Consider the following 14,900-nt stretch of genomic DNA (forward strand, 5'->3'; position numbering starts at 1 on the left):
TAGCAAACGAAAAGAGACCGCATTATTTGGTGCGGTCTTTTTTTGGGGGTTTGATCTCGTTCGCGTTGCGCGAAGCGGAAGTTACATCCAACCCTTCGCGTATTCTTTCGTCAGGAAACGCTCGGCCTGGCTGAAGCCGGGAATCGCCAGCTTGTTGGCATCCCATTTCAGCGTCTGACCCGGGAAGCGAATCCAGACGGTCCCCAACAGCACCGTTTCGGTGAGCGGTCCGGCGTAGTCGAAGTTGGAGGTTGTCTTGTCTTCGCCGCGGCAGGCGTCGGCCCACTGCACGTAGTGATCGACGCCATCGACGACATCGTATTGGGCTGCGGTTTCTTCTCCTTCGAGATAAAGAACCGGCATCGCGACGTGCGGAATGATCAGCGTCCCTTTTTCGCCAATCAGAACCGAGCCGGCCCCGGGCAGCGTTGCCGATCTCGGCAGCGAGGTAAGCGCGTCGGCCGGCGGACGGACGCCGGCGGCATCGTACCACGTGACCTTCATCGTCTCGCCCGCGGTTCGGCTTGTACCGGGAAATAGATATTTGACTGTCGCTTTGTCGGTCCAGGTTTCCGGCTTCATTGCCGGCGCCTCGGCGGTCAGTTCCAGCGGCGACGTTAACTCCAACGCTTTGAAGACGGGGTCCAGGATATGGCAGCCAAAGTCACCCAACTGACCCGTTCCGTAGTCTTGCCAACCGCGCCAGTTGAACGGATGGTACATGCCCGACTTGTATGGACGCTGAGGAGCGACCCCTTGCCACAGATCCCAAGCAACCGTCGTCGGAATCGGATCCGAACCAAGCGGGGCTAACCGGACATGGCGGTTGGCATCCGGGCGTGACGCTCTTACTTTTTGCTGACGGATCGGTTCACAGTATTGGCATCAATATCTCGCAAGCGGTCTTAGAAGACCTGGGACATGTTTCTGATGGAGATGTGATTGCCGACCTCTATCTGCCTTTTGAAAAATGCCATCGTGGCATTTTCCAACCTCGCCAGGCTCAGAGCGTAGCTCTTCGCGGCTCGCAAACTAACGACTTACGTCGCTATTTTGGGATCGCATCCGTGCGATCACGCAGTCCGTCGAGAAAATCAACGGACTGCCTAAGGAGTAGTCGCAGACGCGAATCGACGTCGGATTTTTAGTAAAGTCTTCCTGTTTTGCCTGGCTTGCCTATCCGGCTGCGATCTCGGATCTTTCAGCCAAGCTCTCCAAGTGGCCGATGTAAGAGAAAAGAGATAAGGGTGCGTTGGACTTACGGAAAGGTCGCTGGTGGTCGATTCGCAGCTAAAAACGCTTCAGGCCTATGTCGCCGAGTGCGCTTCGCGAAATCTGATTCAGTGGTGGTTTGAAACGCGGGGAACTCCGGCTCGCGATGGATTGAATCGGGCCCTCTTTGACGGTCGAACCCGAGGGTTGCGGCCGTTAACCTCGCCGGCCGTTCGCCGCGCGGTTTGGCAATGTGCGTTGCAGTACGAGACGCTCCACACGCTGATCGTGCAATCAGCCGGGCTGACGTCGGATGGCCATCCGCTGGAGCCTGGCGACCGGATTCGCCTCCGAAACTCGCTTCCCATTTTGGACGCCTCCGGCAAGATCATCCGGGTCCATCGAGGGGGAGAGACGTGGCGGGTCGTTGGCCGCGACGAATCGCAGAGCATTTGGCTGGAACAGCCGGACGGCTGTCGGCAGATGTGGGAGGACGATCGCGAGATCCTGGCCCAGTTTGAGAAATTGGCCGCGTAAATAACGGCAAATTCGGCCGGCTAATCCGCGTGCTTCTTTCGCACCAGTCGGGTCAATTCCTTGAAATGCTCTCCGCCGGCGGCCTGGCACCATTCGAACATCGCCGCTTCGGTCGTCGTCAGCACGGCGCCAGCATTTTCCATCCGCCGTAGGGCGACTTCTTTTTCCAGCGCAAATCGGGACCCGACGGCGTCGACGGCGATATAGACGTCAAAGCCGGCGGCAATCAGATCGAGCGCCGTTTGCTGAACGCAGACGTGCGTCTCGACGCCGACCAGCAAAAGCTTATGGATGGCCCGCTTCGGCAACTCCTTCAGCAATCCCTCGACGCCGCAGGCGCTAAAGGTTAGCTTCTCGGGCAGCGGCGGCAGCATCGACTTGAGGGGCTCGACCGTGGGGCCAAGTCCCTTCGGGTACTGTTCGGTTCCCAGAATCGGCATGTCGAACATCTGCGCCGTCAGGAAAAGTCGTTCGACGTTCTCGACGATTGTTTCGGAATCTTCGATCACCGGAACCAGACGTTGCTGCAAATCAATCATCAGTAGAGCGGTGTCGCTTTGCGACATCAGCAGCGGGCTGCGGAAGTAGCCGGAAGAGTCGGTCGACGCGTTCATAGAGAAAGGGGCGGTCCTAGCCGCGCGAAGGTTGATCCGTCACAATAGCAACGGATCGAAACCCAGGAATTCTTTGCGATGAAAATACGTTCTACCACGATCTTGACCGTGCGGCACAACGGCCGCGTGGCGATCGGCGGCGATGGTCAAGTTACCATGAATTCGTCGGTCATGAAATCCGACGCGCACAAGATTCGTCCCCTGCTGGGCGGGAAGGTAATCTGCGGATTCGCCGGCTCGACCGCAGATGCGTTTTCTCTGCTTGAACGTTTTGAAGGGAAGCTGAAAGATTACCCCAACAACGTCCCCAAGGCGGCGACCGAACTGGCCAAGGAATGGCGAACCGACCGGGCGATGCGACGGCTCGAGGCGTTGATGACCGTGATCAGCAAAGAACATACCTTGTTGGTCAGCGGGACCGGCGACGTGATCGCGCCGACCGATGGCGTGCTGGGGATTGGTTCTGGCGGCGACTATGCGGTCGCCGCGGCGCGGGCCTTGGTGCGGCACAGCTCACTCTCGGCAGATGAAATTGTCCAGTCGTCGCTGGAGATCGCCGCGGGAATCGACATCTACACCAACGACAATATCCTCGTCGAAACCATGGAGTGCCCATCGTGAGTACCGCGTCCAAAGAGATGACCCCACGCGAAATCGTAGCGGCGCTTGATCAGAACATCGTCGGTCAGGCCGACGCGAAACGGGCGGTGGCCGTAGCCGTTCGCAATCGCTGGCGCCGCAAGCAACTGCCAGAGGAACTGCAGAACGAGATCGCGCCCAAGAACATCTTGATGATGGGACCAACCGGCGTCGGCAAGACCGAGATCGCCCGGCGTCTGGCGAAGCTGACCGGAGCGCCGTTTTTGAAGCTGGAAGCGACTAAGTACACCGAAGTCGGCTATTACGGCCGCGACGTCGAGAGCATGGTCCGCGAACTAGTCGAAACCTCGATCGCGATGGTTCGTGAACGAGAACGCAAGAACGTCGAGAAGGACGCAACCGCTCGCGTCGAAGAACGCTTGCTCGATTTGCTGGTCCCCCGCCCTGTTTCGTACGAGATGGCGAGCGAAGAAGAAGACGCGACCGATCACTACGAGCGAACGCGCGAACGGTTCCGCGGCATGCTGCGTGGCGGTGAACTGGAGCAGCGGAAGGTTGAGTTGACGATCGAGCAAAAGTCGGGGCCGATGATGATCGGCGGGATGGGGCTCGAGCAAATGGACGTCGACCTGCAGGGGATGTTCGAAAAGATCCTGCCCAAGAATTCGACCCGTCGCGAGATGACGATCACCGAGGCCCGCAAGGTTTTGCTGGAGCAGGAAAGCGAAAGCCTGCTCGACAAAGAGGCGATCAGTCAGGCGGCGATCGAACTGGCCGAAAATCTGGGCATCATCTTCCTGGACGAGATCGACAAGATTATCGCCACCGACGGCAAAGGCGCCGATGTTTCGCGGCAAGGCGTGCAGCGCGACTTGCTGCCGATTGTCGAAGGGACGACGGTACAAACCAAGCATGGTTACGTCTCAACCGATCACGTGCTGTTTATCGCCGCCGGCGCATTTCATAAGACCAGCCCGAGCGAATTAATGCCGGAACTGCAAGGGCGGTTTCCGATTCGCGTCGAACTGAACGATTTGACGAAGGAAGACTTCGTCCGAATTTTGACCGAGCCGAACGCCTCGCTGACGATGCAGTACCAGTCGCTGCTGGAAACGGAAGGCCTGAAGATCACCTTCACCGACGACGCGCTCGAGGAATTGGCGTCGTTCGCCTTTCACGTCAATCAAACGACGCAAAACATCGGCGCTCGCCGGCTCTATACGATTATGGAACGTTTGCTTGAAGAACTCAGCTTCGACGCGTCGGATCGCAAAGAGAAAAAGGTGACGATCGACGCCGATTACGTTCGTGAGCGGTTGACCAAGGTTTCGCAGGACGAAGACCTGAGCCGGTTTATCCTATGAGCGGAGTCGGTCGTTGGGCGATGGGCGGCGCGTCGTGCCTGATTATGGGCTTGCTCTGCAGTTGCGGGCCAGTCATCGACTCGGCCCGTCAGCCGCGGAGGATCACCGTCTTGGCGGCCGCCAGTTTGACCGACGCGATCGAACAAGTAGCCGATGCCTGGTCGCGGCAGTCAGGCAACGTCGCTCGGATTAGCGTCGGTCCCTCCAACGCCCTCTCTCAACAAATCTTGGCGGGAGCGCCGGCTGACGTCTATCTCTCGGCTAACGAGAGGTGGGCCGACGTGTTAGTCGAGCAAGGACGTGTGGAAAAACAGGTTCCGCTTCTTTCCAATCGATTAGTCTGGATTATCCCGCATGAAAATCACGCAGGCATCGCCAGTCCCGATGAGATAACGACCAAGGCGACTCGCGTCGCGCTGGCAGGCGAAAACGTGCCGGCCGGGATCTACGCCGATCAGGCGCTGCGAACCGCGGGCCTACTCGATCAGTTCGAGGGACGCATCGTCCGCGGCAATGACGTCCGTACGACATTGGCCTACGTCGCGCGAGGAGAAGTCGACGCGGGGATCGTCTACGCGACCGACGCGGCGGCGACGGACCAAGTCGTTACGTTGGCGGAGCTCGATCCGGAAAGCTACGATGCGATTCGCTATCCGGCGATGGTGCTGAAAGGGGCTGACGAGGGCGCCGAAGCGTTCTTCGACTTCCTGCAATCGCCGACGGCAAGCGAAATCTTCCAGCGTCACCATTTCGTTGTGCTGACAGCTCAAGTCGGAGAGATTGATGACGCCCGCTGAGTTTAGCGCGATCGCCGTCAGCCTGCAGGTAGCGCTGGCCGCCGTATTTTGCAGTTTGCCGCTGGGTATCGCGGCTGGTTGGCTGCTGGCGCGAAAGCGATTTCCGGGCAAGCTGTTGGTGGAGACCTGCGTCAACTTGCCGTTAGTAATGCCGCCGGTGGTGACTGGCTATTTGCTGTTGATCGCTTTTGGGCGGCAGGGCCCGTTGGGCGGTTGGCTCGAGCGTTGGTTCGGCGTGCAATTGGTGTTCGACTGGAAAGGAGCGGCTTTGGCGGCGGCCGTCGTTTCGTTTCCGCTACTGGTCCGTTCCATTCGTTCCGCGATCGCCGGCGTGGACGTACGTTTAGAAGATGCGGCGCGAACGCTGGGCGCTGGACCATGGGACCTGTTCTTTAGCGTTACCTTGCCGCTGGCGCGACGCGGCGTCATCGCTGGCGCTGTGTTGGCGTTCGCCAGAGCGCTCGGTGAATTCGGCGCGACGATCATGATCGCGGGCAATATCGCCGGCGAAACGCGAACGATCCCGCTGATGATCTACAGCGAACTGGAAACGCCGGGTGGCGAGGGGCAGATCACGCTGCTGATCCTCGCCTCGATATTGATTTCGGCCGCCGCGCTGTTGGTCAGCGAATACCTGGAGCGCCGCGTCGAGCCCGCCGCCCGTTGAGCATCGTATGTCCCTCTCGCTAAGTTGCAGTTTTCGCTATCCGCCAGGTTTCTCGCTGGAGGCCGAGTTCGCAACCGATGCGCACGTAACGGCGCTCTGCGGCGCGTCGGGAAGCGGCAAGACGACAGTGTTGATGCTGATCGCAGGGCTATTGCGTCCGCGGACCGGCGGCATTCAATTTGGCGACCAGATGTGGGCGGCAACCGCCAAGCGAAAATTCGTACCGGCGCATGAGCGACGGGTTGGCGTGATGTTTCAAGAGCCGCGGCTCTTTCCGCACTACAACGTCCAGCAGAACCTCGACTATGGTTTCCGCCGCCGCAGCGGCGATGCGGCGCAAAGGACGAAAGCGATCGAGACCCTCGAAATCGGCGAGCTGCTGAATCGATCCGTGGAGAGTCTCAGCGGCGGTCAAAAGCAACGCGTGGCGCTCGCCCGGGCGCTCGTTAGTTCGCCGCAACTGCTGCTGTTGGATGAGCCGCTCACCTCCGTCGAGCCTGCGCTGCAAGAGCGGATTGCCGACTACGTGAAGCGAGTCGCCGAACAGTTCGCCATGCCGATCTTGCTCGTTAGTCATTCGCCCGACTTGGTCGAGCAGATGGCGGAGCGCACCTTCTGGGTCAAGGAAGGGTTCGTAAGAGCTTAGCCGCTTGCGCCGCCGGCGCGATTGACGCGGCGATAATGACTTGGCACGTCCCCCATCATCCGCTTGAAACAGCGGATGAACGACTCGGGATGATTGAAGCCGCAATTCCGGGCGATATCGGGAATCGACAACTCCGTGTCGCGCAAGAGGACGGCGGCGCGCTCGACGCGGATGCGGCGAAGTACGTCTGCGGGAGATCGCCCGACGAATTTTTCAAAGCGATTCTCCAGCACGCGACGAGAAACCTGAAGCGTTTTTTCGACATCGTGGATCTGAATCGGCTGGTTGGCGTGATCGCGGAGATAGCGGATCGCCTCGGTAACGACCTCGTCTTCAAAGCCGGTCGCATCGGACGATCGTCGCGCGACGACGCCGCGTGGCGGAATTTCGATCGGCTTTTTTGGGGCCGGTTCTCCTTGGATCAAACGGTCGAGCAGTTCCGCCGCTTTGAAACCGACGGTGTGGCCGGCCTGGTCAAGGCTCGACAGCTCGACCGGCGCCAGGGCGGACATCAGATCGTCATGCTCGACGCAGAGGATGGCGACATCGTCGGGGACTTCGATCGCCGCATTGGCGCAGATGGTCATCACGCTCCGCCCGATCATGGCGCTCCAAATAATGACGCCGACCGGTTTCGGCAGTTCCAGCAGCCATCGTTGTAGGTCCACGATATCGGCGCGGATGCCATGTTCCCGGATCATCGATTGCTTGGGACTGTGCTGAAAGCTGTAAATCTCCGCGCCCCCCTCCTTCGCCGTCGTCCGAATCGCTTCCTCGAGTTGCGGTCCGTAACCCATGTGGGGAGCGGCGCCGACATAGGCGATGGTGCGAAACCCACGGTCCAGGAAGTGACGGACCGCCATCTGGCCGCAGGCCCGCCAGTCGGAGACGACGTTGGGGAAACGAGTCGAATGTTGTCGCGACCACGAGACGTTCACGCAAGGAAGCCTGCGTCGGGCGAGCGCGCGAACCATGCCTGGATGAGTAATCCGACCGATCACTCCATGCCCTCGCCAATTGGGCGGCAGCTGCAATTCGTCCCAAAAGCCGTGCGGTTCGATAAAGCAGTCCCAGCCGCCTTGCTGCCGCGCATAGTCGGCGACGCCCCGCAACACGTCGCGACTCCAAGAGGTCGCCGTTTGCACCAACAAAGCGATCGAGCGACGGGCTGGTACGCCCAACAATGAGTCTGACATCTCTGATTTCGCGGTAGCTTCCCTATCGGATCGGTAGCGCCATCTCCAACGTGGAGCCGCGCTTGTTACGAGAGCGTAAACGCTGTGTGCATATTGTCAATGAAAATGCGCATATTGTCATGGGGCTCGGCGGCGTGGTTCGCTACGATGGTGCGGAAGATCGTGCAGGGAAATGCGACCTCAGCCCGCATGCCGTCGCGATTGGCGGAGATCGAAACCGCCTGTTTGGAGGGATGTCGTTAGCGGCTATGAATTCAACCGATACCGCCGAAAATTCGAGCGCCCTGCATTGGCGCGGCAGTTTGGCGGCGGCCGCGATCGCGTTTGCCGCCTATTTCTGCATGTACGCGTTTCGCAAACCTCTTACGGCGAACGACTACGAAGGCATCTTCTTTTTGGGGGGCGCACTCAAGCTGAAGTCGGCGCTGGTGATCAGCCAGGTATTGGGCTACGCGTTGTCGAAGTTTGTCGGCGTGAAGTTTTGCTCGGAGGTGACGCGCGAGCGCCGGGCCTTTTGGTTGGTTGGGTTGATCCTCTGGGCCGAGTTGGCGCTGGTGGCGTTTGGGGCCGTGCCGGGCGACTGGAAGGTGGCGGCGATTTTCTTCAACGGCCTTCCCCTCGGAATGATCTGGGGGCTCGTCGTCCGCTATCTGGAAGGGCGCAAGTCGTCTGACTTTTTATTGGCGGCGCTCTGTTGCTCGTTTATTATTTCCACCGGCATTGTCAAGGATGCTGGCAAAGCGTGGCTCCGCGTTGGCGTCGATCCGTTCTGGATGCCGGCCATCACGGGAGCTTCGTTCTTCATCCCGTTCCTGTTCGCGGTCTGGCTGCTAGAACGCCTGCCGGAACCGAGTTTGGGAGATCGCGAGCAACGGACCGAGCGGAAGTCGATGCGGCGTGATGAACGGACGCTCTTCTTGCGGAACTTCTGGATCGGCCTGGTCCCGCTCTTCGTCTTCTACGCGGTGCTCGCCGCGTTTCGCGACTTTCGCGACAACTTCAGCAAAGAGCTGTTAGACGAACTTGGCTATAGCGAGGTCCCGGGGATCTTTACGGCCGTCGAAGCGCCGACCGCGTTCATTGTGACTGGGTTATTGGCGGCGTTGATCTTGATCAAGAACCATCGGACTAGCCTGTGGGCGATTTTTGGGACGATGATCGCCGGCGCCCTGGTGGTTGGACTGACGACGGTCGGGTATCTGTTCGGTCAGCTGGATGGACTCAGCTGGATGATCATGATTGGGTTGGGAGGTTACCTGGCCTATGTCCCTTACAACGCCGTGTTGTTCGAGCGTCTGCTGGCCTGCACGCGATCGGTCGGCACCGCGGTCTTCGGCATCTACATCGCCGATTCGTTCGGCTACGTCGGCTCGATCTTGGTGCTGCTCTACAAAGACGTGCTGGCGCCCAAGACGACGCAGATCGATTTCTTCGTCAATTTTTCTTGGGTGTTGGCGGCGGTTGGCGTCGTCTCGCTTGTTACCAGCGGCTATTTCTTTTTGCGCTTGCCCTCCTCCGCGGGGAGCAGCGCAGTCGTTGACTCTGGGCCAGACGAGACGTCGGCGGTCGACGACGCGCAGGCGACGCAAGTCGTTTAATCATTTCCAACGATCGAAAGAAGGACAGTGAACGCAGAACTCTCAAGACAGAACGGAGGCGGCGAGCAATACGACTTGGCGATTGTGGGGGCGGGCATCCTCGGGCTGGCGCATGCCTGGCGCGCAGCCGAGCGAGGACTGAGGGTGCTGGTGCTCGAACGTCGTTCGTTTGGCAGCGGGGCGTCAATCCGTAATTTTGGAATGATTTGGCCGGTTGGTCAGACGCAAGCGGGGCTCTGGTCGACCGCGATGCAAAGTCGCGGCTTGTGGCTCGAACTGGCGCAGAAGGCCGGCATTCCGATCCATGAATGCGGCTCGTTGCACCTGGCGTTTCGCGATGACGAATGGGCCGTGCTGGAGGAGTTTCAAGCGAAGCAGGGAGAAGCCTTTGGAACCGCCTTGATCTCGCCCGGTCAGGTCCATAAAAAAACGCCAGCCGCCAACGACGATGGCTTGATTGGCGCACTGTGGAGCGGTTCGGAAGTGCGCGTCAATCCACGCGTTGCCGTCGCGGCGGTCCCCAGTTTTCTGATTGACGGTTTCGATGTGAAGTTCGAATTTTCGACGACCGTAATTCGCGTCGGCGATGGCCAGTTGGAAGCGGCCGACGGTCGTCGCTGGCGGGCCAAGCACACGATTGTTTGCAGCGGCGCCGACTTCGCCAATCTCTTTCCGCAAACGCATCGACAGGCGGGGCTCTACAACTGCAAGTTGCAGATGTTGCGAACGGCCCAGCAAACCAAGTTTCAAATCGGTCCCCATTTGGCGGGCGGCCTAACGCTACGGCACTACGAAGCGTTCCGTAGTTGCGAAGCTTTGCCGGCCCTGTGCGATCGGGTCGCGAAAGAAACGCCGGAACTGGACCAATACGGCATTCATGTGATGGCTTCGCAAACGGACGAAGGCGAAGTCGTGCTCGGAGACTCGCATCACTATGGCGACGAGATTGAGCCATTTGATCTGGCCGAAGTCGAATCGCTAATGTTACGCGAACTGCACAAGATCATCCGGCTGCCCGATTGGACGATCCAGCAGCGGTGGCATGGGTACTATGCGAAGAGCGACAAAAAGCCGATTGTTATGGAACAGCCGCAGCCAGGCGTGACGATCGTCAACGGCGTTGGCGGAGCGGGCATGACGTTGTCGATGGGAGTCGGCGAGGAAGTGATCAATCGATTGCTGGGCGACAAAACGCTTGGCGCCAAGCTAGGAGAGATGGCCAGTGTCGGGTAACGAGCTAGGAATTCGAGCGGTGGTTTTCGATTGGGCCGGTACGGTTATCGACTTTGGTTGCTGTGCGCCGGCGAGCGTATTTCGCCGCGTGTTTCAGCAGAAGGGATTGGAGATCACGGCGCGGCAAGCCCGCGAGCCGATGGGCCTGGCGAAGCGGGCGCACATCGCCGCGGTGATCGCGATGCCAGAGGTGAATCAGGCTTGGATCGATCGGTTCGGGGAAGTGCCAACCGACGCCGACGTCGATGCGCTATACAGCGAGTTCCTGCCGCTGCAAAAGGAGGTCTTGTCCGATCACTGCGATCTGATTCCCGGCGTCGTCGAATTGGTCGAGACGTTGCGTCGCCGCGAGATCGCCATCGGCGGCACGACCGGTTATACCCGCGAACTGATGAGCGTCGTCACGCCGGCGGCTGCCCGGCAAGGCTATTCGCCCGACGCCGCGATCTGTTCGGACGAGGTTCGCGAAGGCCGCCCCGCCCCGTGGATGATTTTTGAACTCGCGCAGCGGACCGATGTCTATCCTATGGCGTGCGTGGCGAAAGTGGACGATACGCCGGTTGGCATCGCGGCCGGTCACGCCGCCGGGGCGTGGACCGTGGCGGTGACCGACTCCGGCAATGAAATGGGCCTGACGCTGGTAGAGTACGAATCGCTCTCGGACGCCGAAAAGAAGGAGCGTCGCACGGCGATCGAAGGCCGCTTTCAGCAGGTTAAGCCGCACTTCTTCATCCGCAGCGTGGCCGACCTTCCGGACGTGCTGACCAAGATCGACGAGAAATTGGCCGCTGGAGAGCGTCCCTAGACAGAACGCTTTCCGCCGGCGGTTCTTTGCGTCTGGAAATATTGACAGCCGACCGAGGGGCGATATGCTTGAGACGCTTTCGTCCCTCTTTTTATTTCGCTTTCAGCAGGAAGCTGGCGTATGTTCGGTTGGTTGTTCGCTCCGGTCAGTTGTCCTGTCACCCCAGAGCAGCGGCGGACGATTGAAGAGGGGTTTTCTTATCTGGCGGGCGTTCAGGGAATCGAACGCTTGCGAACGACCACGACAATTCTGCCGACGACAGAGTTTTTTCCGGCAACTTACGACAGGACGACCGCAGAGGTGGAGGACCTGAAGTGTCGCGTTGCGCGATATATGGAAGTGGAGCCTGACCGCGTGGTCATTCATTTCTACTGCAGGGACGACGCGATCCGTTCGGTGGACAATTGGCAGGCGACGTTGGACGAGAACCGTCCGCTCGATCGCCGAATTGAAGTTTGGATCGAAAAGTCGGTCCTCGACGATCCCTTGCTGCTGGTCGCATCTCTGGCGATGGAGATCGCGTTCGTCGTGCTGACCGACGACTTTCAGCTGCGGGAGGAGCAAGGAACCATCGTCGTGATCGCCGAATTGTTGACCGTCTATTTGGGACTGGGAATCTTTACGGCGAACGAGTCTCTCAAAGAGGGAGTCGAGCGAACGGGACACGCTTCGTGGTGGCGCATGAGTCGCGAATCAACGCTCAGCCTGAATGCGTATGGTTACGCGCTGGCGATCTATGCTCTGTCGCGTGGCGAGTCGCGGCCGCGCTGGGCGTCGCACTTGCGCGGAGACGTGATCGGGGCGATGCGACAATCGATTCGCTATCTTCAACAAACCTCGGATTGCAGCTTTCCCCATTTGTACGCGACGACCTAGAGCGGTTTTCTTCAATCTTTAGCAGTCCGTTGATTTTCTCGACGGACTGCGTGATCGCACGGATGCGATCCCAAAATAACGACGTAAGTCGTCATTTTGCGAGCCGCGAAGAGCTATGCTCTGAGCCTGGCGAGGTTGAAAAATGCCACGAGGGCATTTTTCAACAGGCAGTTAGCGTTCTGGCTGGTTGCGGCCGCGCTGGTCGGCGTTGACCTGCATCGACGAATCTTGAGGATTCGCCTGCTTCGGTCGCCTTGACCAGCTTGCCTCACCAACGCCAGAAACGCTACAGCTATCAGAAAAACGCTCTAATTGCCGCGCTTACGATTCGGAGGGAGACGCCGGCGCTACACCCGCTGCGTTTTCGTTCGTCTTCTTTTCTCGCGAAAAACAGAGCAAGATCGCCGGTAGCACAAATAGGTCGCACAGCAGCGCGATCAGTAGCAGCGAGAACATCATCCAGGCGAATCGCGAGATCGGCGCGAAGGAACTGAGGCCAAAGACAAGCAGGCCGAACGAGCAGATCAGCGACGTCTGCGTCATCGCAGCGCCGCAATGTTCGTAGGCCAAGCGAGTCGCTTCGCGGCGAGTTGACCCGGCGGCGATTCCGCGATTGAACCAACTGATAAAGTGCAGCGAATCGTCCACGGCGATGCCGAGCGCGGCGCTGGCGGTCAGTAGCGATCCAACCTCGACCGATAGCCCCAGCCAACCCATCGTGCCGAAGGCGATCAGAGTCGGCAAGACGTTCGGCGCCATGCTGAAAAAACCAGTCAGGACGTTGCGAAGCAGGATGATCATGATCAGGGCAATCATGACGAAGGCCAGGCCGAAGCTCTTGATCAAGTCATTGAGCATCTCGGTCTGCGCCTTGAAGACCAACGGGACCGAGCCGGAGTAGATTGGTTCGATTTCGGGATGTTCGGCAAGGGTCGCGTCGACGCTCTGTTTCACGCGAGCCATTAGGTCGCCATAGTCCAGGCGATCGGCCGCGGAGACGCGAGCGCTGATTCGCCACAGATGATCCCCCTGCTCCGCCATGCTCAGATAGTGCATCTCAACGTATTCATCGAGTCGCCCTTCCAGGACTTTGCGGAACGAAGCGCGGCGGGCGGCGGCAATAAAGCCGCGTTGCTTTGGATCAGGAAACTCGGGGGCGAACGTTGCGGCCGACATTGACGCGCCGATCCCCTCGACCTCGGCGATCGCTTTTTGCGCCTTGTCCAGAATGTAGAACTCTTCGTCCAGCTTCAGCCCGTTCTCTTCGTCATCGATCTTGGTCGGCATGCGCAGGACGACCTCGACCGGCACGAGCGGACCGACTTTGTTTTCGAGCCAATCATAGTCGCGGATGATCCGGGCTTCGGGCCAAAAGAGATCATGCATCTGCGCCGAAGTTTCGATGCGAGCGACGCCCATCAAGCAAAACCCAATTATCACCAAGGAGCCGAGAAAAATTGCCCAGCGAGCCTTATCGACGCCGATCGATAACCTTTCCCAAAACAGATGCAGCCAGCGTGGCCCATGGTTCGGATCGCGCCAGCTCTTGGGATCGACCGGAAACTTGTAAAGCGCCGCCGGGGCCAGCAGTAACAACACAACCGCTCCCGCAGCGATCGAAGCCGCCGCGTACATCCCGAAGTTGGTGACCGGCCGAATCTGACTGACCATCAACGACAGCATGCCGATCGAGGTCGTGCAGGCTGATAGCAAGCAAGGGACCAGGGCCGCGCGCAGCGCCCAAGCGACCGATTCTCTTGGCGAACGATCAGCGAGCGACTCGCGATAGTAGTTCACCAGGTGGACGCCGGACGAAATGCTGAGCACGTACGTCAGGTTCGCAACCAACGTCAAAACCGAGTCGATCGCCTGGCCGCTGAAGTACATGATCGACATGCTGAGCTGTTCGCAGAAGATCGCGATCAGGAAGACGATCATCGTCGCCCGCATGCTGCGAAAGCCGATGTACATGATTACGATGCAGACGAGAAACGAGCCGGCATTGATCAGATCAAGCGAGTCCTTACTGGCGGCGTCGACGGCGACTCCGTCGCTGGTCGGTCCTGCGATGATCATGTTCTCAGACTCCAGGCCTTCGACCTGATCGGCGCAGCGATAGGCGTAGTCAATCGCCCCAGCGCGATCCCCTTCTCCCTTTTTCGACACGATCGCCACCAGGCAGGTTTGCGAGTTGTCCGGTCCGATCAACCAGCCTTGCATGCGGGCCAAGGCTTCATCGCTTGCGAGTTCGAGTGGATCGGCGGTCAGCGACTGCAGCGCGTCTTTGCCGGTGACGATGTCGCCAAACCAAGGCGCTTTGGCATCGTCCGCTGAGCCCGGTTTCGCCAGCTCCGCTTTGTACTGTTCAAGCCGAGGATCATCCAGCGTGCAGCCGTCCCAACTGATCATCAACAGCTCGTCGGTACCGAACTGCTCGTTGAACCACTTCAGCCGCTGGGTCTCTTCAAACGTTTCGGGCAGCCAATCCTCGACGCGATTCTTGATGCTGTCGAACGCTCCCTTGGCGCCGTAAGTCAAAACGGGGGTCGCCAGAAGACAGAGAGCGAGGATCAGCCAGCCGTAGCGATCTTGCCAGGCGCGTGGAGAGGAGGACGACATGTCTGTTTGCGAAATTGGTCTTCAGCGACGAATCAGAGAGAGTAATGCACAATTTGTCGAATGAGCGTAACAGATCGGCCGGGCGGCAAATAGGATAAAACTATCGTAATCAAGAACTTCCTTCACTCCACTGGCG

15 protein-coding genes are annotated in these 14,900 nt (G+C 59.2%); 11 read left to right on the top strand and 4 right to left on the bottom strand.

Annotated elements, in window-relative coordinates; all coding sequences use genetic code 11:
• Positions 1-81 precede the first annotated feature (81 nt).
• Positions 82-867 carry a hypothetical protein gene (locus Enr8_RS08250; protein WP_315851756.1) on the bottom strand — a complete coding sequence of 262 codons (786 nt, stop codon included), beginning with the start codon at positions 865-867 and terminating at the stop codon, positions 82-84.
• Between Enr8_RS08250 and Enr8_RS26595 the strand changes: the two genes are divergently transcribed.
• On the top strand, positions 840-1,148 hold the full coding sequence (locus Enr8_RS26595; RefSeq protein ID WP_390620168.1) for a hypothetical protein: 309 nt from the start codon (positions 840-842) through the stop codon (positions 1,146-1,148). The genes Enr8_RS08250 and Enr8_RS26595 overlap by 28 nt on opposite strands.
• A gap of 127 nt (positions 1,149-1,275) precedes the next feature.
• On the top strand, positions 1,276-1,749 hold the full coding sequence (locus tag Enr8_RS08255) for a hypothetical protein (RefSeq protein WP_146430344.1): 474 nt from the start codon (positions 1,276-1,278) through the stop codon (positions 1,747-1,749).
• Positions 1,750-1,769: 20 nt separating this feature from the next.
• Here the strand turns inward: Enr8_RS08255 and Enr8_RS08260 are convergent, their stop codons facing one another.
• Entirely contained in the window at positions 1,770-2,363 is a 594-nt protein-coding gene (locus Enr8_RS08260) for a hydrolase (protein ID WP_146430346.1), read from the bottom strand.
• Between the two features lie 78 nt (positions 2,364-2,441).
• Here Enr8_RS08260 and hslV point away from each other — a divergent pair, with 78 nt between their 5' ends.
• Genes hslV through Enr8_RS08285 form a run of 5 tightly spaced genes read left to right on the top strand, consistent with a single transcriptional unit; the run spans position 2,442 to position 6,437 of the window.
• Positions 2,442-2,984, top strand: a complete 543-nt coding sequence (gene hslV, locus Enr8_RS08265; protein ID WP_146430348.1) for an ATP-dependent protease subunit HslV — start codon at positions 2,442-2,444, stop codon at positions 2,982-2,984.
• Positions 2,981-4,327: an ATP-dependent protease ATPase subunit HslU gene (gene hslU / locus Enr8_RS08270; RefSeq protein ID WP_246120002.1), complete on the top strand. Its 1,347-nt coding sequence runs from the start codon at positions 2,981-2,983 to the stop codon at positions 4,325-4,327. Before hslV ends, hslU begins: the two co-directional genes overlap by 4 nt.
• Positions 4,324-5,124, top strand: coding sequence for a molybdate ABC transporter substrate-binding protein (gene modA / locus Enr8_RS08275; protein WP_146430350.1), 801 nt, complete (start codon positions 4,324-4,326; stop codon positions 5,122-5,124). Before hslU ends, modA begins: the two co-directional genes overlap by 4 nt.
• A complete protein-coding gene (gene modB, locus Enr8_RS08280; RefSeq protein WP_146430352.1) occupies positions 5,111-5,791 on the top strand; it encodes a molybdate ABC transporter permease subunit in 681 nt (226 codons plus the stop codon). The genes modA and modB overlap by 14 nt, the downstream gene beginning before the upstream one ends.
• A 7-nt stretch (positions 5,792-5,798) precedes the next feature.
• Complete coding sequence (locus Enr8_RS08285) at positions 5,799-6,437, top strand: ATP-binding cassette domain-containing protein (protein ID WP_146430355.1); 639 nt, start codon at positions 5,799-5,801, stop codon at positions 6,435-6,437.
• Here Enr8_RS08285 and Enr8_RS08290 read toward each other — a convergent pair.
• A complete protein-coding gene (locus tag Enr8_RS08290; RefSeq protein WP_146430357.1) occupies positions 6,434-7,633 on the bottom strand; it encodes a XylR family transcriptional regulator in 1,200 nt (399 codons plus the stop codon). The genes Enr8_RS08285 and Enr8_RS08290 overlap by 4 nt on opposite strands.
• A gap of 248 nt (positions 7,634-7,881) precedes the next feature.
• Between Enr8_RS08290 and Enr8_RS08295 the strand changes: the two genes are divergently transcribed.
• The 4 genes from Enr8_RS08295 to Enr8_RS08310 all read left to right on the top strand — a co-directional run bounded on the left by Enr8_RS08295 (position 7,882) and on the right by Enr8_RS08310 (position 12,145).
• Entirely contained in the window at positions 7,882-9,231 is a 1,350-nt protein-coding gene (locus Enr8_RS08295; RefSeq protein ID WP_146430359.1) for a DUF5690 family protein, read from the top strand.
• 27 nt (positions 9,232-9,258) lie between these two features.
• A complete protein-coding gene (locus Enr8_RS08300; protein ID WP_146430361.1) occupies positions 9,259-10,464 on the top strand; it encodes a TIGR03364 family FAD-dependent oxidoreductase in 1,206 nt (401 codons plus the stop codon).
• Between the two features lie 19 nt (positions 10,465-10,483).
• On the top strand, positions 10,484-11,269 hold the full coding sequence (gene phnX, locus Enr8_RS08305; RefSeq protein WP_186767519.1) for a phosphonoacetaldehyde hydrolase: 786 nt from the start codon (positions 10,484-10,486) through the stop codon (positions 11,267-11,269).
• A 120-nt stretch (positions 11,270-11,389) separates the two neighbouring features.
• The gene (locus Enr8_RS08310) at positions 11,390-12,145 is read left to right on the top strand and encodes a hypothetical protein (RefSeq protein WP_146430365.1); all 756 of its coding nucleotides are present in this window, start codon (positions 11,390-11,392) and stop codon (positions 12,143-12,145) included.
• Positions 12,146-12,466: 321 nt separating this feature from the next.
• On the opposite strand, the gene Enr8_RS08315 is transcribed toward Enr8_RS08310, so the two are convergent.
• Positions 12,467-14,764, bottom strand: a complete 2,298-nt coding sequence (locus Enr8_RS08315; protein ID WP_146430367.1) for an efflux RND transporter permease subunit — start codon at positions 14,762-14,764, stop codon at positions 12,467-12,469.
• Positions 14,765-14,900: the final 136 nt, after the last annotated feature.

Source organism: Blastopirellula retiformator (assembly GCF_007859755.1).
GTDB lineage: Bacteria > Planctomycetota > Planctomycetia > Pirellulales > Pirellulaceae > Blastopirellula > Blastopirellula retiformator.